The 21,395-nt window shown below is 72.2% G+C and carries 11 protein-coding genes; all 11 read left to right on the forward strand.

Going from position 1 to position 21,395, the window contains the following annotated elements:
* Positions 1-372: 372 nt before the first annotated feature.
* The 11 genes from dacB to ABT025_RS05825 all read left to right on the forward strand — a co-directional run bounded on the left by dacB (position 373) and on the right by ABT025_RS05825 (position 21,385).
* Positions 373-1,986, forward strand: coding sequence for a D-alanyl-D-alanine carboxypeptidase/D-alanyl-D-alanine endopeptidase (dacB, locus tag ABT025_RS05775; protein WP_350990259.1), 1,614 nt, complete (start codon positions 373-375; stop codon positions 1,984-1,986).
* 606 nt (positions 1,987-2,592) lie between these two features.
* Positions 2,593-3,303, forward strand: a complete 711-nt coding sequence (locus tag ABT025_RS05780; protein ID WP_350990261.1) for a Crp/Fnr family transcriptional regulator — start codon at positions 2,593-2,595, stop codon at positions 3,301-3,303.
* A gap of 96 nt (positions 3,304-3,399) precedes the next feature.
* Positions 3,400-4,263 carry a nucleotidyl cyclase domain-containing protein gene (locus tag ABT025_RS05785; protein WP_350990263.1) on the forward strand — a complete coding sequence of 288 codons (864 nt, stop codon included), beginning with the start codon at positions 3,400-3,402 and terminating at the stop codon, positions 4,261-4,263.
* Positions 4,264-4,268: 5 nt separating this feature from the next.
* Complete coding sequence (locus tag ABT025_RS05790; protein WP_350990265.1) at positions 4,269-6,788, forward strand: amino acid adenylation domain-containing protein; 2,520 nt, start codon at positions 4,269-4,271, stop codon at positions 6,786-6,788.
* Entirely contained in the window at positions 6,781-7,833 is a 1,053-nt protein-coding gene (locus tag ABT025_RS05795; RefSeq protein WP_350990267.1) for a hypothetical protein, read from the forward strand. Before ABT025_RS05790 ends, ABT025_RS05795 begins: the two co-directional genes overlap by 8 nt.
* Positions 7,830-8,381, forward strand: coding sequence for a Pycsar system effector family protein (locus ABT025_RS05800; RefSeq protein ID WP_350990269.1), 552 nt, complete (start codon positions 7,830-7,832; stop codon positions 8,379-8,381). The genes ABT025_RS05795 and ABT025_RS05800 overlap by 4 nt, the downstream gene beginning before the upstream one ends.
* Positions 8,382-8,574: 193 nt before the next feature.
* Positions 8,575-10,731 (forward strand): VWA domain-containing protein, encoded by a 2,157-nt coding sequence (locus ABT025_RS05805; protein WP_350990271.1) that lies wholly within the window; start codon positions 8,575-8,577, stop codon positions 10,729-10,731.
* A 109-nt stretch (positions 10,732-10,840) separates the two neighbouring features.
* Positions 10,841-14,692, forward strand: a complete 3,852-nt coding sequence (locus tag ABT025_RS05810) for a tubulin-like doman-containing protein (RefSeq protein ID WP_350990273.1) — start codon at positions 10,841-10,843, stop codon at positions 14,690-14,692.
* Complete coding sequence (locus ABT025_RS05815; RefSeq protein ID WP_350990275.1) at positions 14,689-17,259, forward strand: hypothetical protein; 2,571 nt, start codon at positions 14,689-14,691, stop codon at positions 17,257-17,259. The genes ABT025_RS05810 and ABT025_RS05815 overlap by 4 nt, the downstream gene beginning before the upstream one ends.
* Entirely contained in the window at positions 17,256-19,361 is a 2,106-nt protein-coding gene (locus ABT025_RS05820) for a serine/threonine-protein kinase (protein WP_350990277.1), read from the forward strand. The genes ABT025_RS05815 and ABT025_RS05820 overlap by 4 nt, the downstream gene beginning before the upstream one ends.
* Complete coding sequence (locus tag ABT025_RS05825; protein WP_350990279.1) at positions 19,358-21,385, forward strand: hypothetical protein; 2,028 nt, start codon at positions 19,358-19,360, stop codon at positions 21,383-21,385. The genes ABT025_RS05820 and ABT025_RS05825 overlap by 4 nt, the downstream gene beginning before the upstream one ends.
* Positions 21,386-21,395: the final 10 nt, after the last annotated feature.

Consider the following 21,395-nt stretch of genomic DNA (forward strand, 5'->3'; position numbering starts at 1 on the left):
CTACGAGAGAAACCATAATCAGCACACCACCCAATGTCTACCCTGACTGTCATAGATTTCCGTGCGCAGAACACGGAGATAGTCGACCTCGGTCGAGTACCTGGACCGTGCCGAGGCGGAGCTGGAGGTCGCGTCGTCCCTGGGCCCCAGCTGGTCAGCGGGTGTCCTGACCGCAGGCCTGCCCGCACCTGAGGGCTTGACTCGGCCGAGATCGCTGACCGGCACTTCCGGCCGGGCGGTCGCTGCGCATTTCGACGAATGCACCGCACCGTTCAGGTGACAACCGTTCGCGCCGCCCCCGTCCGGCGTCCACCGGGGTCCATACCTGACCCCATGGACAGGAAACCGCCGAGACGAACGGTGCGTATTGCAATGCGAGGAAAAGACTTCGGAACACTTCGGCGTCGCGTCGTCGCCGGATGCTGTGCCCTGCTGCTCCTGGCCGTGGCGTCGAGTGCGGCCGTCCAGGCGGCCTCGTCGCCCGGCGGCGGTTCCGACCGGCTCGACCCGCGGATCACTGCGATCATGCACAAGCCGGACTACCCCAACGCCCAGTGGGGCCTTCTCCAGCAGGACCCGGACAGCGGCCGGGTCGTCCACAGCCGGTTCGCCGAGCAGTTCTTCATCCCCGGGTCGGTGGCCAAGCTGTTCGGCACCTCCGGGGCGTGGAACACCCTCGGCGGCGACCACCGCTTCAGGACGCCGGTCTACGCGGTCGGCGAGCGCCGCGGGAGCACGCTGGAGGGCGATCTGGGCCTCGTCGCCCAGGGCGACCTGACCATGGGCGGCAGGACCCGTCCCGACGGCACGGTCGACTACACCGACCTCGACCACACGTACGCCAATGACTTCCCCGGCGCCACGCTCACTCCGGAGAACCCCCTCGCCGGGATCAACAAGCTCGCGCAGCAGGTCCGGCGTTCCGGCATCACCCGCGTCGAGGGGAACGTGATCGTCGACGACCGGCTCTTCCGGCCCGAGCCGGTCTTCGTCCCCGATCCGACGCCGCTGATCGTCAACGACAACCTCATCGACCTGCTGACCACCCCGGGTGCCCGACCCGGCGCTCCCGCACAACTGGACTGGCGGCCGAAGGTCGCCCCGTACCGCGTCACGTCGACGGTGAAGACCGTGGCGGCGGGGAAGCCCACGGACATCGAGGTGACGACCTCCGACAACGGCACCCGGATCCGGCTTTCCGGCACGATCGCGGCCGGCTCCGAACCGGCTCTGAAGGTGTCGCCCATCGCCGACCCGGCGGCCTTCGGACGCACCGCGCTCATCGAGGCGCTGGGGCGGGCCGGGGTGAGGGTGACCGCGAAGCCGACCGGGGCCAACCCCGTCGGGCGGCTCCCCGGTTCGTACGAGGGCCGGCCGCGCGTGGCCCTGTACACCTCGCCGCCGTTCGCCCAGTACGCCAAGCTCATCTTCAAGGTCAGCCACAACCTGGGCGGCAACCTCGCCATCTGTCTGATGGCGGTCGCGAACGGCAGCAAGGACTGCATGGACGGGTTCCCGGTGCTGGCCGGCTTCCTGGACCGCGCGGGCGTCGACCGCAAGCAGGTCCAGCTCCTTGACGGCCGCGGCGGCAACCCCGTCGACCGGACCACTCCCGAGGCCGTCGTCCAGTTGCTGACGTACTGGCAGCACACCCCCGAGGCGACGCGCTTCCGGAACGCGCTGCCCATCCTCGGCGTCGACGGCCTGCTGGCCGACAACTGCACCGACTGCCCCGCCCGCGGGAAGGTGTTCGCCAAGACCGGTGCCGCCGTGGGGCTGGACGCGCTCAACAACCGTCTGGCCGTCGGCGCCATCACGATCGCCGGGTACCTGGACAAGGGCAACGGCCGCTTCGACGTCTTCTTCGCCGGTGTGAACGGCGCCTCCACGCCGAACACTGACGTCAACGGCGTGCTGGACATCGCCGATGACCTCGCCATGATCTCGGCGTACTTGCAGGAGGCAGCAGCACGTCGAGAGAGCTGAGGGCTGAGGGCTGAGGGCTGAGGGCTGAGAGAGCTGAGGCCAAGTGGTCAACAGCGGTGATCAACCAGACCGCGAGACCTGACCCGCCACGAGTCGAAGAGGTGTCACACCAGGTCAGGGCGGGATCGACCACTGCGAGCAGCGGTGATTCCCGTGCTCGGAGGGCGAGTTCGACCCTCGTCGCGAGTTCCACCGGATGGCCCCCGGCCGGTGGCCGGGGGCCATCCGGTCGCAACGGACCGGAATGCGGATGCCACCCATACCCGCCGGTGCGCCCCGTTCATGACGGAAACCCGAGTTTCCGCCAAGTCCGCCTCATGCGCCCCTCCGCGCACCGACGGAACCCGTGCCGCCCGGATCCAAGGCCTGACCTCGCGATCAGTGGTGGGCGACGAGGGCGTACGAGAGCGACCCGCGCCCGTGCTCGGCGGGTGTGCGGCGAGGCCGTCATGGAGAGCCGGTGGCGGCCATGCGCTCTAGCTGGCCTTTCCGCTGTTACCGACCGGTATATGAGATGTGGCGGGAAGCACTCCCTTGCAGATGGCGCTCTGCGACCATCAACGCCAACGAAAATCAGCCGTCCGGACTGCCGCGGGGGGAGTGGCCATGGGGCTGCTCGGCAATGATCTGGCGTTCGCGCGCGCTCTGACAGCCCACGAGTACGAAAGCGTCATGGCTCTCGGCAACCGGAAGCTCTACCCGGCCGATGCCCAACTCCTGTCAGAGGGAGACCAGTCCAGTCACGTCATGATCATATTCCAGGGGTGGGTGACCGTTTCCGTGGCAACGGACCGTGGCGCCACCCGGCTCATAGTCGGGCTGCGCGGACCCGGTGAACTCCTGGGCGAGATGGCCGCGTTGGACAGTCATCCCCGTAGCGCCACCGTGCGAGCGCTCGGCCCCATAGAGGCCCAGGTCATCCCGGGCGACGCGTTCCGTCGCTTCCTCGCCCAGAACCCCCGGGTCAGCGGCCTCGTCATACGTCAGCTCACCTTCCGGCTCCGCAGCGCCGACGAGGAACGTTCCGCGCTCGCCTCCCTCACCGTTCTGCAGCGCCTGGCCGTGCGGCTGACCGAGCTCTCCCGGGCCGAGCCCTCCGGCCCGTACACACCGTCCGCACCGCGACCACTGGTCGCGGGAACCGTCGTCCATCTGGCACAGGACGAGCTGGCCGCCACCGTCGGAGCCACCCGGGAGGCCGTCGCCAAGGCGCTGCGGCTGCTGCGGGACCAGCACGTCGTACGGACCGGGACCCGTCAGGTGGAGATTCTCGATCCCGGACTGCTCGCACTCCTCGCGGACGGCCATCAGGAGTAATTGCCCTCCTGTCGTGTGTAAACGACTACAGACGGCCTTCGTCCCGGGCCCGAGGCTGATGGGGGGACGGCACAGCGAACAGGACAGGGGCACGAGGTGGACCACGACGTGACGGATGTCGCCGAAGCGCGCTACGAGTTGGTGATCAGCGTCGACGCCAGGCGCTCCGGGGAGTACGACGACATCGACAAGACGCATATGCGCGAACGGATCTACCGCGTCCTGGAAACCGCGTTCGCCCACGCCAGGATCACCCGCGACTCCCTCCACATGGAGGACCGCGGCGACGGTGTGCTGGTCTCGGTGTCCGGACAGGTCCCGGTCACCAGGCTGATCGGCCTCTGGATGGTGGAGGTGCACGAGAAGCTGCGGGACGAGAACCGCGCCCTGCGCGTACCTCTGGGACTGCGGGTGGGAATGCACGTCGGCCCGGTCCGGCACGACGGCCGGGGCATCGCCGGGCGTGCCGTCGACCTCGCCTGCCGGCTTGCCGACTCCTCCGTGGCCAGGCAGCTGCTGGACGCCGAGCAGGCCGACCTCGTGCTGGCGGTCTCCCGGTCGCTGTACGAGGACGTCGTCAGCAGCGGCGGCAAGTTCATCGAGCCCGCTCACTACTCCTCCGCCCGGCTGAAGCTCAAGGAGGGCGAGGTCACCGCCTGGCTCCACCTTCCCGGACGGCCCGCACCCGCCGTTCCGGCCGACGGTCCGCAGCCGTCCGCCGGCACCCGGGCACCCGGCACGGAAGGCCGGACGGGGGGCTCCGGCGCCGGCGGCGACGCCCCCGCCGCTGACGTCGACGACGCCGATGACCCCGAGGACACCGGCACCGACGGCCTCGGGGACTCCGGTGGCACCCGCTACCGCGTGCAGGGCGACATGTCCCAGCACACGAACAACACCTACCAGCAGCCCGTGCACATAGGCCGGAACGTCGGCGACACCGGCCGTCGGAAGGGCTGAGCCGCATGAGTGACGAGGAGCAGGCGGGCGGTCCCGCCGAGGACGCGCCCCGCCGGGCCGCCGACGCCCGTCCCCCGGAGGCCGGCGACAAGGACAAGGGCAGGGACAAGGACCGGGACAGGGACCGGGACAAGGGCAGGGATGCCAAGGCGGCGTCCGACGAGGGCAGGGCCGACAGCGGCGGGGAGTCCGCCGACAGCGAGGCGGACGAGAAGGAATCGGAGCGGGAGCGTGCCGCCGGGCGCTTCAGGGAACACACCCGCAACCCGCTCGCCGAGGAATCGGGCGAGGACGGCCCCACCGGTCTCGCCGCCGCCTCCCGGGCCCACGGCGACGCCAAGCAGCGGTTCGTCAACGTCCGGGACCAGAACAACTTCGACCGCACGCACTTCGACCGTGCCCATATCGGCGACATCTATCTGCGGATGGACGCCCGCCAGTCCGGCGCGGGCATGCGCCGCGGACCCGTGCCCGACGAGGAGCTGCGGGGGCTCCGCCGGGCCCATGTCGCGCCGCCCGGGTACGAAGGTCTGCGCAACGCGCTCCGCGCACGACGGCTGCTCGTCCTCGGTGCCGCACCCGGCACGGGGCGTACGAGCACGGCCCTCTCCCTGCTCGACGACGTCACCCGCTTCGCCGTGGAGGCCCCGGACGCGGAACCCCCGGCGGACTCCCGGGTGTGGCGGGTCGACCCGGACGACGGGGTGGGCCGGTTGGCCGACTCCCTGGGCGGCGAGGAGGCGCGGCGCGGCACCGGCTATCTGCTGGAGCTCTCCCTCACCCGGCCCGGAGTGCTGCCGCCGGACGAGATCGGCCTGGACGGACTGGCTGCGGCCCTGGCCGGCCGCAACGCCTTCGCGGTGGTCGTCGTGACGGCCGGTTCGGCGGCGAACCAGTTGCTGACCGGGCGGTACGGCATGCTCTGCCCGCCCGCGCCCACCCAGGAGCTCCTCACCACGCGGCTGCGGGAGCGGCTGGAGGAGCATGTCGCCGCCGCCCCGGACGACAGCCCGCCGCTGGAGGAACTGCTGACGCGGGCCGAGGAACTGGCGGACCGCAAGGAAGTCCGCGACGCCGTCGGACTGGAGGACCTGCGCCCGGCCGAGGCCGAGCTGTTCGCCTCGCTGCTGGCCGGACGTCTGCTGGAGGACGTCTCCTACGAGGAGTTACTGGCCGGCTGCCGGAGCCTCGCCGCGGACCAGGCCCAGGAGTGGTTCGCCGGGGTGGACCGGGCACTTGCCACGGTCCCTGCCGATCAGGAGGGCAGTGCGGGGCGGACGGCAGCACTGTTCCACCCGGTGGCGTTCCGCATCGCGCTCGCCGTACTGGGCGGGGCCTCGCACAGCACCGTGGCATCCGCCGCCCATCTGCTGACGTGGGAACTGTCCGTTCAGGGCGATCCGGACAACACCCCCGCCCGCCCGTTGTTCTGCGACGACCCGGCCTCCGATCTGGCGCTCTCCCGCGCCTCGTTGACGAGCGGCAGCGTCGAGGTGGCCGGCACCGAAGTCGCTGCCCGGCTGATCCGGTACCGGGGTTCCGCCCTGCCCGGCGCGGTGCTGACCGAGGTCTGGGACCGGCACTTCCCCGCCAGGGCGCCGGTCGTGCGCTGGCTGCGGCTGCTGGCGGACGATCCCCGGCCCCAGGTGTGGATGCGCGCGGCGGTGGCCGCCGGGGAACTGTGCGTACAGGACTTCGACCACGGTTACGCGGAGCTGATCCGGCCGCTCGCCGAGGCGTCCACCCCACGCCGCAGGTTCTTCGCGGCCACCACGATGGACCAGGCGGCCGGCCATGCCTCGCACCGCAAGGCGGTGCACAAGCTGGTCGACGACTGGGCCAGGTACGGGACGGCGTCGCTGCGCTGGTCCGCGGCGATGGCCCTGGGTTACGGGAACGCCATGGCCACGATGGGCGCCACCCTGGATGCCCTGGCCCGGATCGGGGTCCGGGACGAGGGCGGGCAGGTGGCGATCGCCTCACTCAACGTCGTGCGGCTGCTGGCGCTGCCGGACAGTGCGCAGGTGCTGCGGCGGATGAACGACTGGACGCTCCACAAGTACGTGGAGTACCAGGATCTCGGTCTGGTGACCACCGTCCGGCTGATGCTCACCTCGGTGGACGAGGTGCTGTTCGACGAGTCCGGGTCCCCGCTCGGGGACCGCGGTGACCGGCCGCTGGCGCTCGCCCTTGCCGCCACCCGGCCCGAACTCGTCCGGCCGATGGCCGACTTGATGTGGACCGCGCTGAACACCGCCCGGTCGAGGGAGGTGGCCATGGACGCGCTGGAGTCCCTGCTGCGCGCGGCTGTGCGGGGGAAGGACGCCGAGCGGGCGCGGCCGGGCCTGGCGGCACTGCTGCCCGTGCTCATCGCGGAGGAGCAGGACAGGCGGCGGCTGGACTGGCTGCTGCGCCGAATGATGAACGACCCCGAGAACCGGCTCCCCGATGCCCAGGCACGCGCCTTGTGGCATCTCGCCGTGCCGGCGCGGGGCCGGACGGGCGAGGAGGAGAGAAATGGCTGAGGACGAGGGTCTGGCCGCCGGGACGGTTCCGGCGGGTCCGTTCCTGCGGGAGTACGCGCCCACCGGCCCGTTCCGGCAGACGGGTGCCCGGACGGCATCGGTGCTGTTCTACCGGAACGGTGGCTACAGCGTGGCCACCGTCTCCGGTGTCGACCACCACGACAAGCGGCCGCTGGCCCGGCCGCACACGGTGTGCGAGATCGCGCTCGGCACGTACGAGACGACGCTCCAGATGGAGCTGCCCGCCAAGGGCGGTGCCTCGTTCTTCAAGGCCGAGGTCGACATCCACTGGTCCGTGACCGATCCGCATCTGGCCGCCACCGAGGTGGTGACCGATGTCGCCAAACGGCTCACCGCGCCGATCCTGGAGCGGCTGCGCGAGGTTTCGTCGGACTTCCCCGTGGCCCAGGCCGAGCAGGCCGACCGCGCCATCCTCCGGCACTGCGCCGGCGGGCGCTGGGACGACCTCGGTTCCGAACTCGGGCTGCGCGTAAGGCTGTACGTCAGGCTGCGGGTGGACGACCGGACGATCACGCACATGGACGGCATCCGGGAGGCGCGTGCCTCGGCCGAGGTGACCCGGGTGCACCAGGAGCGGTTCCGGGTCATGTTGCAGGGCGGGGAGCTGGACCAGCTCAGTTACATGCTGGCGGCCGAGCCCGAGGCGGCCAAGGACTTCCTGGAGAAGATCCGTCAGGAGGGCAGGCAGGACGAGAAGGAACGCGTCGACCGGCTCTTCGACATGGTCGACAGCGGCCAGATCCAGAACAACGACCTGGAGACGCAGGCGCTCGGTCTCCTCAACCGGGGCCGCCAGCGCGTGCAGGGCCCCATCGGCTCGATGCCCGCCCACCGCAGGACGCCGGAACTGGAGCCGCCCGTGGTGGAGCCGTACGCCCCGGACTGGCTGGCGGACGAGCCGCCCGCCGGGGCCGCGGGGCAGCGGCCCGGTCCGCGGGAGCCCGAGGACGCCGTACCGGAGCGTCCGCGTCGCCGGACCCGCGACGCGGACGACGGATGGTCCTGGGCGGAGGAGGACCGATGACTGCCGGCGGCGGGGGACAGACCTCCCCCGATCCGGTCGTAACCGTGCAGGGCGGGGGGCCGCACGGTTACGGCCGGTCGGGGGAACGCATCGCGGAACGGCTGCTCGACACGGTCCGGGAGGACCTCGGCCGGGCCGACTCGAAGGCGGCGGTGCTCCTCTCCGGGGCGCTGGCGCTGCCGGCCTTCCTGATCGGGCGGCACGGGGCGCCCGACTGGCGGGGGCCCGCCGACACCGCGCTGGTCGTCTCGGGCGGGCTCTGGATCATCGCGGTGACGGCGCTGGTCCGGGCGCTCATGCCCCGTACCGGCACGGTCCGCAGCCAGCGCGGGGTCACGTACTTCGGCGACCTGCTCGCCCCGTACGACCTGGCGCGGCTGTCCGCCGAGGTCTCCGAGGCGGGGCGCGATCCGGCCCGGTGGCTGCTCATCCAGGCCGTGGACGTCAGCTCGATCCTGGCCGCCAAGTACCGGGCCATCCGCTGGGGAGTCGGCGCACTGGCCCCCGCGGCGGCACTGGCCCTGGGCTGGAGCCTGATCGCGCGCTGAACGACATCGCGCGTGCGGGCCACCGCTCACATCACACAGAACCGCAGAGACCGGATAGGGGACGGCCGTGGGAAGAGTCAGGGCAGGACGGCGGACAGGAAGGGGCCGGTGGCGCCGGGGCGCGGTTTCCGTGCTGGGCGGCGCCGCTGTGCTCGTATCCCTGTTGTCGCCCGCCAGTCATGATCCGGTGCCGGTGTCGGCGTCCGAACCGGCCACCGACGCGGTCAACTACGCAGTGGCTGTGGACGAGTCCGCCAGCCTCGCGCCCGCGGACATGAAGGCGGAGAAGGCCGCCGCGGCGCGGATCGCGATGGGTGACGTCTCCGCGTCGTCGACCGTCACGGTCTTCGGCTTCGCCGCCGCCGAAACCGGTGACCAGCGGGCGGTGGACCCGGTGTGCCCGCGCACCGCGCTGGACGCGTCCGGTCGCGAGTCGGTCGGCACGTGCGTCGGCAAGCTGCGCAGCCGCAAGAAGAGCGAGGGCACCGGTACGGACTTCCCGAGCGCGATACGGCAGGGAGTCCACGATCTGAGCACCGGGACCGACCCGTCGGTGCCCCGCGTGCTGTTCCTCCTCACCGACGGCCGGATGGACGTCACCGACAGCCAGAAGTACGGCGGCGAGGCGCACCGCGAGGCCGAGGGTGAGCGGCAGCTGACCGCGGCGCTCAAGGACGCCGCCGCCCGGCAGGTCCAGATCTGGCCGCTGGGCTTCGGATCCGCCCCGGACAAGGCGCAGCTCGACAGGATGGCGGCCGGCGGGTACCAGAAGGGCTGCGTCGAACTGCCCTCCGCACGCCCGAAGGCCGGCAAGGTGTCCGGGCCGAAGGACGTCGGCCCGATGCTGGAGAAGATCTTCGCCGCCGCCCACTGCCTGCGCTACAGCCAGGGCTCCAGCGAACGGCCGCCCGCCACCCTGGAGATCGGCATCTCGCCGCTGGCGACCGTGGGCAGCATCGTGGTCGACAAGGGTGACCCCGAGGTGACGGCGACCTATCTCGACCCGAGCGGCCACGAGGTCCCCACGTCGGGGACGTACCGCAAGTCCCGGTTCGAGCTGGCGGGTTCCGGGGGAACCGTCGAGGCGTTGAAGATCACCGACCCGGTGCCCGGCATCTGGAAGGTGAAGGTCGAGGCGCCCGAGGGGCACCGTTCCCTGCCCGTCGGTATCAGTGTGCTCTGGCAGGGGGAACTGCGCGGGGCCATCAGGATGGACCCGCCGTCGCCGCAGGCCGGGCAGAAGACCACGGTGACCATGCGGCTCCAGACCCGCGAGGGTTACGAGATCAAGGATCCGCGCGACTACGAGGGTCTGCGGGTACGGAGTGAGCTGACCGGGGACGGTTTCGAACCACTGGAACTGCGGCTCACCGACGACGGCGCGGGGGCCGACCCCGAGAAGGGTGACGGCTCCTTCACGGGGACGGTGACGGTCCCGAAGGACGCCGACGGGGCCCTGAAGGTGATCGGCACCCTGACGGCTTCGGGGCTGAGCGCCGATACGCGCAGCGAGGGCGGTCAGGTGGCCCCCGGCGCGCTGCCCGTGACCACCGCGCTCACGCTGCCCGACTCCGACGTCCACCCCGGCGCCACGGTCACCGGCACGCTGGCCGTCCACAACACCAGTACCTCCCCGCACACCCTGCGGCTGTCCGTCACCGACATCGGCCAGGGGATGCTCACGGTCACCCCGGCGCAGATCGTGGTGGAGCCCGGCGAGTCCGGAACCCGCAAGGTGAGCATCGAGGTCGCCCCCGCGGACGTCTTCGGTGACCGTCTCGGCGACGACGGGCTGCGGCTCGGCGGCACCGTGACCGTCGTCGACGCCACCGACTCCGACCGCACCCTGGTGCAGTCCCCGCTGTCGGTGCGGGTGACACCCGAGCCGGGAATCTGGGACGCGTACTGGTGGGCGTTCATGGCCGGCGCCGTCCTGGTCGTACTGGCCGTGGTGGCGGCCCTCGCCTGGCGCCGCCAGCACCGCACCCGCAAGGACCCCTTCGGTCTGGTGCTGCAACTGGTCTCCGAGGACGGCGACATCCTCGGCGAGCACCCCGCGGGACACGGACACAAGCAGTGGTACGAGTTCGCCGTCGTGGAGCCCCACCGCAGCCCGCGCATCGAGCGGCGCGCCCACGGCCCGTACGCCGTCCAGCGCAGCCCCGAGGGCGGGGCCGTCCTGCGCAGGCGTGGTGGCGGGCGGACCAAACTGCCCGTCCAGGGACGGGTCCAGCTGACGGACACGCTGAGCCTGTCCCTCGGTGCCCCGCCGGGCGCCCCCTCGGCCACCCCGTCCGCACCGGAAGCCGCTGACGGGGCCGCGAGCTCCTACGACGAAACCTACCTGTGACGCGCGGGGGCGGGCCGGTGCGCCGAGTGCCCGCCCCCCGCGCACCGGCATCCCATCGACGTACCGAGGACGAACCGGCGGCCGACACGGCCGCAAGCGGGAGGAACCCATGAAGATCTTCCAGCCGATGCTCTTCGTCGGACTGGGCGGCACCGGTGGTCTGGTCGGCGCGGAACTGGAGCGCAAACTGCGCACCGAACTGTGTGGTCCGGACGGTGTCGCGCTCAGCCACCTGGGCGACCACGCCCCCTATCAACTGCCTGACTGCCTGCAGTTCGTGTACGCGGACTACAGCGAGACCGACCTGCAGCGACTGCCTCAGTTCAACGTCGACCCGTCGCTGCGGGCGGCGTACGCCCGCACCTCCCGGGCCACCCACAACCTGCTCCCCAACTTCGACAGTTCGCCCGAAGTGACCAAGATGCTGCGGGCGAGCCTGCGCGACGAGGTGGCCGACTGGCTTCCGCCGCGCATCGACGAGCCGAAGGTCACCCCGCTCCACAACGGTGCGGGCCAGCTGCCCACCGTCGGCCGGGCCGCCCTCTTCGCGACCCTCAGGCACAGCCTCGCCCCGGTCCTCGAACCGCTGCTCCAGGCGATCGACGCGATCGCCAGGTCCGCCGGTGAGCTGAGCGAACTCGGGGGCGGCAAGGCCACCGGCTGCGATGTGTTCGTCGCCTTCTCGGTGGCCGGCGGTACCGGCGCGGGGATCTTCCTGGACTACCTGCACCTGATCAACTACGCCTTCCAGCTGCGCCGTTTCGACGGGGTGAAGATCTACCCGCTGGTCGTGATGCCGTCCTCGTTCTCGACGTCGGGCGGCGGCGGGCGGGAGGCGGAGCTCAACGCGGCCCGCGCCCTGGTCGACCTGTTCCGTCTGGTGGACGGGCAGAACGCGCCGACGGAAGGGGAGGAGATCGGCGACCTGGACCACAGTCCCGGGCTCGGCATCCGCTATCCCGGCATGACGCCGATCCGGCTGCGGACCGGCATCCTGCCCACCGCGTTCCTGTTCAGTCCGACCGCGGGCATCCGCCAGGACGACCTGCGCCGCTCCATCGTCTCCCTGGTGATGTCGCTGATCGGCACCGAGTTGGGCGACGGGCGCTCCCGGGGGCGGGCGACGGCGGCCGACGACGACTTCCAGACGTTCGCCGCGAGCTTCATCAACCGCGGGGTGCAGCGCAGCGCCGTGTCCCCGACCGGTATCGGCAGACAGGGAGTCTCCACCAGCCTGGTGGCCTCCATGACCGCGCCGATGGACCAGCTGGCCGACCTGGTGGCCGGCCGGCTGCTGCGCAAGGCGGTCACGGACCTGGTGGAACGGCCGCGCGCCACCCTGCGGGAGACCGCCGTACCGATGATCCGGCAGCTGTTCGCCGACGCCCAGCTCGAAGAGCTGTGGGAGCGCAAACAGTTGGCCGTGCCCGAGCCCGATCCACTGCCCCGCGGCAGCAGGGCCATCGAGCAGGCGCTGGCCGAGCGCAGCGCCGACATGCAGCGGCTGCTGTCCGACCTCCAGTCCGTCGCCGACCGTCAGGCCGCCTCGATGGCGGACCGGTTCGCCCCGCGCCCCGCCATCGACAAACTCCTCCAGACCGTCGATCCGTTCCTCGCGGAGCGCGTCGTCAGAGGCGTCCCCAAGAGCGACGACCCCATCGCCCGGCTCGGCTTCCTGGGCATGCTCAACCACCGGGCCGGCGCCCCGCAGCGCCCGCCGGGTGTGACGGAGCAGCCGCCCAAGAACCCGCGGATCAAGGGCCGGATGGCCGGCATGTCACCGGCCCGCTGGGGCGACGACGACGTGCAGACCGCTCTCCGGGCGCAGGACATCTGGTACCAGTGGCGCAGCCGCACCGTGTGGCACGAGGCCTGGCGTGAGCAGCAACAGCGTTGGCAGTCCCATGCGGACGCCGCCGGGACCGACCTCGGCCGCCTGGTGAACGCCTTCCGCAAACACTCCGACCAGGAGCGCAAGGTCTCCGCGCAGAAGGGCCTCGAACTGTACGAGGACCGCACCGGCATCTCGTATCTGCTGCCGCCCCAGCGCACCCTCAACCACTTCTACGAGGACCTGGTCACCCGGCTGATCCGCCGGGAAGGGATGCGGGAGCACGACGACGAGGCCGCGCTCCTGCTCAAGATGATCGACGGGGACACCTGGCGCAAGGTCCACTCGCTGAGCCGGCGCAACCCGGACACCGCCGTGGCGGTCGTCAAGGCACAGCTGGAGGGCCGCATCACGCGACTGTTCGCCGAGAGCGGTGAACAGCTGGAGGAACGCCCGCTGTTGCCGCCCATGGGAACCCTGCTGGCCGCCGCGGCGGGCGACGCGGACGCCACGGACCAGGTCAGCAAGGAGGCCCTGGACCTGTTCGGCCGGAAGCTCACCGGGCTGCTGCCGGTGGGCTTCACTCCCGAGGGGACCGGGCCGCTGAGGGTCCTGGTCACCCACCCGCGCGTGCAGGCCGTGGACGAGGTGAAGGAGTACCTCGGCAAGACCCTGCGGCTGCCTTCCGACGCGAAGAACTCCGTGGACTTCCGGGGGGTGGAGAGCGACTCGATCACCGTCGTCCTCTTCCGCAGCGAGATGAGCCTCACGCAGGTGCCCGAGGCGCGCAAGGTGCTGCGCCAATGGGCCAGGGCGAAGGAATCGGAGCAGTCCCAGGACGTGTTGCGCTGGCGTCAGCGGCTCGGTTACCGCGACAGCTGGATGGTGAGCAGCGAGGAGGACCGCCGCACGATCCTGCACCGGCTGCTGTGCTGCATGTGGAACGGCCAGGTGGATGTCGTGGACGGTGACTCCGGGTCGCCGGACCGGGTGCGGCTGCGGCTGTTCCCCGAGACGGGCGGCAGTGTGCCCGGCGTCCGGCTGCGGCTGGGCGACTTCCCCGGTGGTGTGTCGAGCTGGGCGGAGCTGCTGCGGGCGTACGAGCGCTGGACCGTCCTCGACGACGAGCGCACCGTCGAGGACTACTGCCGGGAGCTGATGGGCGCCCAGCCGCTGGGCCTGGCCAGGAGCGGCAGCGAGCCGCATCCGCTCTTCGTCGAACTGATCGAGAAGATCGCCCCGCGCCAGATCGAACTGCTGGCGGACCGCAGGGAGCGGGGCGGCGAGCGGGTCGAGGGATGGGTCCAGCCGCTGTGGGAGTTCTGGGCGGAGACGCTTCCGGCGGCGCTGGATGCCGAGTTCGGCGACCAGCGCGCGATCCAGCCGACCCTGCGCACCCTGCTGGAGCACGTGCGCGGCGGTACGCCGAAGCCCCGGGCCCGCAAGGAGTTCCCGGAGCCCCGGCGTGCCGTGGCCGATGACGACGACTGGGGCACCGCACCACGTGCCTCCGCCACCGCTTCCGGCTCGGGCTCCGGCTCCGGCTCGGGCTCCGGCTCCGGCTCCGGCTCCGGCTCCGGCTCCGGCGAGACGTACCGGGGTGGCACCACCACCGGCGGGCGATCACGCGACGACGCATACCGGGACGATCCAGACGGCGGGTACCGCTCCGGACCGGGCGGCCGCGACAACCACGACGACCGCGGTGACCGTAGCGGTCGTGACGACCGGGGCGACCGCGACAACCGCACCCGGACGAACGACTGGGACGACGACAGCAACAGGGGCCGCCAGGCGCCGCGTACCTCAGGCGGTTTCGACACCTCGGGCGGTTACGGCACCTCCGGTGACGGCGAGGCGTACGGCACCCGTGAGACACACACCGACGGGGCACGGCGTGACCGCGACGGCTACGGCGAGCACGAGGCGTATGACTCCCTGAAGACGGACACGGACGGCGACCCGTTCGGCACCGGCCCCCGCCGTGCACCCGGGGACCGTTCGGCCGACGGCGCGCCCCGTACCGGCAGGTCCTCGGTGCCCTGGGACGACGACCCCGACGACCGGGGCAGTCACCGGGGGGACGACGACCGCCACCGCCGCGGCCCCGTGGGCGGTGATGAGGAGTGATCACTCGCGAGGACGTGGCCACCGTCATCCACCTGGACCTGCGTACCGGAGCGGCGGAACTCGACACCGCTCCGCCCCTGCGCGCCAAGGTCGCGCGCCAACTGGGCCTTGCCGGGCTGCCGGAGCCCGATCACCCGCTGTTCCTGGTCGTCGACACCCCGACCGGGCTGACCGACCACCAGCGGCAGTACGAACTGCTCACCACCTACCGCGCCGTGGGCGAGGTGAGGATGCTGGTTCTGCTGGTGGGCAGCACGCCCGGCTCGTACGCCGGTGAGGACGAGGCGTTCCAGCCGGACCGGCGCCTGGTGCGGCCCTCGATACTGCGGGCCTCCGGCATCGCCCTGCTGTGGGCGGGCGATCTGCGCTCCGCCCGCACCGCACTGGAACAGCCCGGGCCCGACGACCCGGACGCGCTGGCGGTCCTGGTGGACCTGCTGTCGGTCCCGGACGTCTTCCTGCGGGTGATGGACGACCTCGGGTCGCTGCCGGACGCCATCGGGGCGCCCGGGGTCCGGCTGCTGGAGCAGGACCTGCCACCGGAGGTACGTGACCGGGCCTGGCGCGATGCGCTCAGCCGGTTCGCGGGCGAGGACACCGAGTTCGCTCCGGATCTGCCGATGACCGCCTGGTCCGGGGCCGATCTGCCGGAGCCGCTGCGGGGGCTGGCCACGGGCCGGTCCGGCCGCGACCAGCGGCACCGGGAACCGGGCGGGATGGCGGACAGCGCGTACGGGTCGTGCGCACGAGCCCTGGACCACGCCCGGAACACGCTGGCGGGGCTGCGGTCCCTGACAGGGCTGCTGCGCGCCTCGCACCGCGAGGCGTTCGAGGCCGATCTCGATCAGGCCCGCGAGGCGCTCGGCGACTACCGGGAGCTCGTCACCACCGCCCTGCACAGCGATGGCGGCTCCGGCACGGCACCCTCCGCCGCCGAAGCGGCGGCCCGGCTCGCGGCCCTCGGACTGCGGGTGCCCTCCGCCGAGGGTGTGGGCGAGCGGATCGGCGAGGGGCTGCGGGAGTTCGCCCAGAAACTGCTGGGCCAGAGGCTCGCCCTGCGCGCGGTGGCCCAGCGCTTCACGGGGCTGGCCGGACAGGTGGAACCGGTCCCGGGCTCCGTGCTGCTGCCGAAGCTGGCCGACCACTCCCCCGAGGCCGTGGCACGGCGGTCCGGGGCGCGTGGCGGCCCGCTGCCGGACTTCGTCACCGGCGCGCCGGTGACGGCCGCGACCGCCGCGGCGGGACTGCTCGGCGGCCTGTGGCAGGGTCCCCTCGCGGCGCTCGCGGTCATCGTCCCGTTGGTGTTCTTCGGCGTGGCGGGGCTCAGCGCGACCCGGCTGCGCGACGGTCTCGCGGGACACCGCTCGATCGGCACCCGGGTCGCGGCAACCGCCGGCGCCGCGGCGGGGCTGGTCATCGCGTACACGACGGATCCCCCGCTCTGGCTGAGCACGGCCGGGCTGCTGGTGGGGCTCGGCGTCGCGGTGGAGACCGCACGCAGACTCTGGGACGCCGCAGCCGGATACTGGGCCGCGGGCCAGGGTGCCACAGCGCTGCGCGGGGCCCTGGACGGACTCGACGGTCTGCTGGCCGATGTGGTCCGTGAGCACTGGGCAGCGGAGGAACGCCTGTACTGCGCCGACGCGGCACGGTCCGTCGCCGGCATGCTGCGGGCCACGGCCGCTGCCGCGGACGCCGAGGCCGTACCCGAGCCGGAGCGGACCCCGGCCCGCGGAGGGTCCCGGGCGGAGCCGCCCACCGCCGACGACTGGCTGGACAGCTCCTCCCCCCTGGAGGCCGACACCTTCGCGGCGCCCGAGGACGAGGACGCCGACTGGGCGAGCGCGTACGCCTGGCAGGAGGAGGCCTCCTGGGACGAGTCCGAGAAGGATGCCGCAGCCCTGCCGGCCGACCCGTGGGAGGACCGCACGGCCGGAACTCCGCGCTGGCTGGACCGTGAGAGCGGTGAGGGCGGATCGGAGCTGGTCGCCACCCTGGCCGCCGACCTGACGGACGCCGCGCTGGTCGCGATGAACCCGTACTGGGGCGCCGTCGAACGCGGCCAGGCCGGCACCCTCGCCGTCCGGCGCACCGAGGAACGGGTCCGCGATCTGCTGTCCGCGGCCCGCCGCCACCTGCAGCGCAACGGGGTGCTGGCACCGCCGCCGTTCGCCGCCGGCCACCGCACCCGCAGCACGTCGGCGAACCTGCTGGGCACGGACCCGCACGGGGTGGCCGAACTGGTCGGCGCCGAGGCCGACCGGCAGGCCGTGGTTCAACTGTCCTCACCCGAGCAGGGGATGCTGCTCAGCCGCGACCCCGAGGCGACGGTCTGGCTGCGCTTCGCACCGCAGGCGGTACGGGGCGAGGTCGAAATGGCCTGGCGGACGAGCGGTGCGCTCCAGCCTCAGGACGTGCTGTGGACGTCGTCGGGCCGGTACGCCGGTCTCATCCGGCTCACCCCTTTGCGCATGGGTGTGGTGGAGAACGTCCGGCCCCACCACAGCCCCCAGGAACAGACGACCGACTGGCTGGAGTACGAGGAAAGGGACGGCGACCGCTGGTGACCAGCACCTCTCACTCGCACCTGGCGGATCCGTCGAGCCCGCAGCAGGCCACGCTCACGTTCAGCACCCCTTCGGGGCGGCATCGCACCGCCCCGGTCCGTTTCGGCGGCCGCGGGTCCCGCCGCGATCCGCAACTTCCCCAGGTGATCCGCAACGCCCTGCTCGACGACCAGGGCCAGCAGTGCGTCCAGGTGCGTCTGACCGCCGCGGACGCCGCGAATCCGGCGGCGCGCGCGCTGCTCGACACGGAGGCGGGCACTGCCCTGCATCTGCACCGGGTGCTCGACGGCTCGCCCTACGCACCGCTCTTCCCGCGGATCATCGGCCACGAACTCGACGCGGCCGAGCCGTATCTGCTGTACGAGGCACCGCGCGGCGTCCCTGCCGCGCGCACCCATGTGATGTCCGCAAGCGATCAGCGGGTGCTCGCCCGTGATCTGATGCAGGCCCTGTGCCTGCTGAGCAGCCAGGACCTGGTGCTGCGCGGCATCTCGCCCGGCACCGTGCTGTGGGACGGCACCTCCCTCCAGCTCTGGGGACTGGAGGGGGCGGTCCGTACCGGCCGGCCGAGGACCCGGTGGGGCCGGGCGCCCTACTGCTCGCCCGAACAACGCCGGGGGGAGGGGCTCACCGACCCCCGGGACGGGGTGTGGAGCGTCGCCCAGGTGCTCTACCAGCTGGTGACCGGGCGACCGGGCCCCACGGACCGGGCACCCGCCGATCTCGCCGCGCACCGGGTGCTCGCCGAGACGCTGCGGGGCGCGTTCGCCCCGCTCGCGAAGGACCGGCCGACGCCGGCCCGGCTGCTCGACCTCCTGGCCCCGGGCGCCTCCCGGCGCCTCGCGCTCGACGTGCCCGCCGACGGGACGAGCCCTCACCGGGAGGCTTTCGAGCAGGCGCTGCGTCTCAAGCGGCAGGCGCCCGCGGCCGAGCCGCCGCACGAGCCGGCCGGGCCGGGTACCGGCGAGGTGGTCTGCCCCTACTGCCTGGAGAACATCCAGCTCGATGTCACCTCACTGTTCGTCACCGACAGCAGAATGCAGTACCAGCCGCTGAACCCCTCCGGTATCGCCAACCCCTTGCGGCGCCAGGACGTCATGCGCGGTGCCGTGCAGAAGTGCACAGCCGATCCGGAGTTCCCCGAGCACTTCATTCCGGTGCCCTACCTGACGTACGGACGGCCGCTGACCATCGCGATGGTCGGTCAGTCCTCCACCGGCAAGAGCCATCTCCTGACCCAGATGATCGCGGCGATCACCGACGGCGGTCTGGAGCCGTTCGGCCTGAAGTGGCAGTCCGTCAATCCGGAGCAGCACGCGCGGTTCGTACGGGAACGGGTGCAGCCGCTGCGCAACGGCAACGTCCTCGACCACACCGGTGGCGTCGGCCTGGACGGCTTCGCCCGCTTCGTGGAATCCCTGCTGATCACCGACGCGCACGGGCAGGTGCGCCCGGTGGCCTTCTTCGACCTGGGGGGCGAGGACCTCGTAAGGACCGATGCAGCGCTCCGCTTCCTCCTCGGGGTCGACGCCATGGTCTTCGTCGTCGACCCGGCGCTGGCCCTTCCGCTGCCCGAACTGGACCACGCCAGGCAGCGCTGGGGGCTGGAGGTGAACCGGGACGGCGATCTCGCCTTCGCCACCGTCCTGGACCGGCTGCCGAAGAGCGGCCCCTATCTGGAGGTGGCGGCCGCGATGGTGCTCGGCAAGGCCGACCTCCTGCGGTTCCAGCCTCCCGTGGACCGGTGGCTGGGCGAGGACCCGCCCACCTCGCTCGACCCCGCGCAGGCACTGGAGGAGAGCGCGGACGTGTACGGACTGCTGCGCAGGCATGCCGGGCAGGCGTGGCTGCGCCCCTTCGACACGATCCGCCGGTGCACGCTGCACGTCTCCTCGGCCACCGGTGGCCAGGAGGCCCACGGCCGTTACCCGGTGGGGGCGGGTCCCCGCCGGGTGCTGGAGCCGCTGCTGTCGCTGCTGGCGATGCACGGCCTGATCGAAGTGCCCGGCGGCGCAGAGGCGTTCGCCGTGGGGGAGACACCCACGATGGAAGCCGTACCGCTGCCGGAAGCGAGTGATTCCCAGGGAGAGGAGACGAAGTGAGCGACTTCCAGGACCGGAGGCCCGCTCACCGGGACCCGGCCGGCCTTCGCGAACAGGACGGCCTTCGCGAGCAGGACGGCTTCCACGAGCAGGACGGCCTTCGTGAACAGGACGGCCGACAGGCCCGGCGGCGCGACGACGAGCCGGGTCCGGTGCACCAGGCGGTCTTCCGCTGGGAGGGCAACCAGGGCCGCCAGGGCACCGGCATGAGGGCCGTCGCCCACTCCTGCCCGGCCGACCGGGCCGATGAACTGGGCAGGGAACTGGGCTCGTTGCTGTGGGTGCCCGGTACGGCGGCCCAGCAGAGGAGCGTCGTGCGCACCCGTTCGGCCGACGGAAGCGTCATGCTCGTCCGGCGCTGGCCCACCACGGACCGGGCCGGCCGGCCCAGCACGGTCAGCCATGTCCTGATCGGTGACCCGAGGACCCTGGGGACCGAGCAGTGCCTCGGGCTCGCCGACGGCGAATGGGTCGGCAACCGGGAGTCCGCCGAAAAGGCCTCCGGGCAGTTGAACGCGGTGGAGTACGCACGGCTCGACGCGCTGGTGTCCCCGCGGCTGCCCCGGATGACGAAGCGGCTGCAGACGGTCCGGCGCGCCCTGATCCTGGTCGCCGCCGCGTGGCTGCGTGACCCGGAGCGGCGGATCTCGCTCCTCACGGACGGGGCGGACCCGAACGGCGGGCTCGCCCCGGAAGACGTGCCGCTGCTGTATCTGGGGGCGTATCGGCTCTTCGGTTCCTGGCTGGGCCGGGAATGGACGTTCGCCACGTACGACACGGCCGACACCCACCGGCTGCGCCTGATGTGCGTGTCGCGCTGGGAGCCGGACGCGGGCGGCTCCGGTCCGCTGGCCCGGATCACGGGGCGGACGCCGGGCAGGCAGACCATCGAACTCGTGGTGGCCAGGCAGCTGGTGGACCATCTCCTCGCCCATCCGGCGGAAGAACCCGGTGTGCCGCAACTGACCGGCGCTCTCAGGGACGGCGCGGCACTGGACTGGCCCCAGCGGCGCGTCCTGTTCGAGGAGCTCCTGGACAGCGGCCGGCGGCACGCCTCTCGCATCGCCATCGCCCCGCCCGGGCCTCCGGAGGCAGACCGCGCCCCGGACCGGGAACCGTTCCCCGGCCCGTCCGTGCCCACAGGACGCCCGGACCCGCTCCCACAGCCCCTGGCTCCCCCGCCCCCGGTCGGTCCACCGGCCCCCGCGGCCGCTCCGTACCCGGGCCGCCCAGCCGTGCCCCGGCCCGCAGGACCCGCGGAAGGCAGTCCGCCGTACAGCCGCGAGACGGCACTCCACGAGGATCTCCGTGCCCACCGGCCCGGGAACACCATCGGGGGCGGTCCGCTCGCGGAGCGCCTGCGCGACGCCCCCGACGAGCTGCTGCTGGACGAACTGCGGTCCGGCGAGCTGCCGCAGGAGTCCGTGGGCCTGCTGCTGAGGGAGCTGGGGGACCCCCGTCGTGATGGGACGCGGCAGGAGTCGATGCGGCACGAGCTGTGCGAGAACGTCCTGCGCAACAACCTCTACTTCACGCCGAACAGACAGGGCGCGGAGCACATCTCACGGACCGCCCTGGCCGAACAGGCGGCCGCCGTGTTCACCTGGGCCGTCGCGCCTCTGGCCCGGGACGAACGCTATCTGCGCGAACTCCAGGAGCTGGTGCACCGGATGTGCCGGGACCGCCATCCCTCCGCGAGCAACTGGATCCGGCGGAGCATCACCGACCCGCCGAGCGGCAGGGCCCCCGATCTGCCGCCCGTCGTCTGGCAACAGCTCCTGCGGGACATGGTCAGACAGAACCCGGCGCCTTCCCCACAGTTCCCGCCTCCCCAGGCCGCGCGGGTACCCCTGTCCGCCCACGCCCCCGGCCCCTCCCCCGCCCCGGCCCTCTCGTCGCCCGCCCCGGATTCCCCCCGCCGGTGGGACCGGCTGACCGAGCGGACGAACGATGCGAGCTGTGTGGTGAGTTGTGCTGTCGGGCTGATCGTCGTGCTGATCGCGGCCCTGTTCCTCTTCCTGTGACGGGGTGCGG

Origin of the sequence: Streptomyces sp. NPDC002809 (genome assembly GCF_040295435.1) — a bacterium.
Classification (GTDB): Bacteria; Actinomycetota; Actinomycetes; order Streptomycetales; family Streptomycetaceae; genus Streptomyces.

Bases quoted from the DNA above. Each gene is read 5' to 3' on its own strand.
- ABT025_RS05790 (WP_350990265.1), top strand. From the start codon at position 4,269: ATGAGTGACGAGGAGCAGGCGGGCGGTCCCGCCGAGGACGCGCCCCGC.
- dacB (WP_350990259.1), top strand. From the start codon at position 373: ATGCGAGGAAAAGACTTCGGAACACTTCGGCGTCGCGTCGTCGCCGGA.
- ABT025_RS05800 (WP_350990269.1), top strand. From the start codon at position 7,830: ATGACTGCCGGCGGCGGGGGACAGACCTCCCCCGATCCGGTCGTAACC.
- ABT025_RS05780 (WP_350990261.1), top strand. From the start codon at position 2,593: ATGGGGCTGCTCGGCAATGATCTGGCGTTCGCGCGCGCTCTGACAGCC.
- ABT025_RS05810 (WP_350990273.1), top strand. From the start codon at position 10,841: ATGAAGATCTTCCAGCCGATGCTCTTCGTCGGACTGGGCGGCACCGGT.
- ABT025_RS05795 (WP_350990267.1), top strand. From the start codon at position 6,781: ATGGCTGAGGACGAGGGTCTGGCCGCCGGGACGGTTCCGGCGGGTCCG.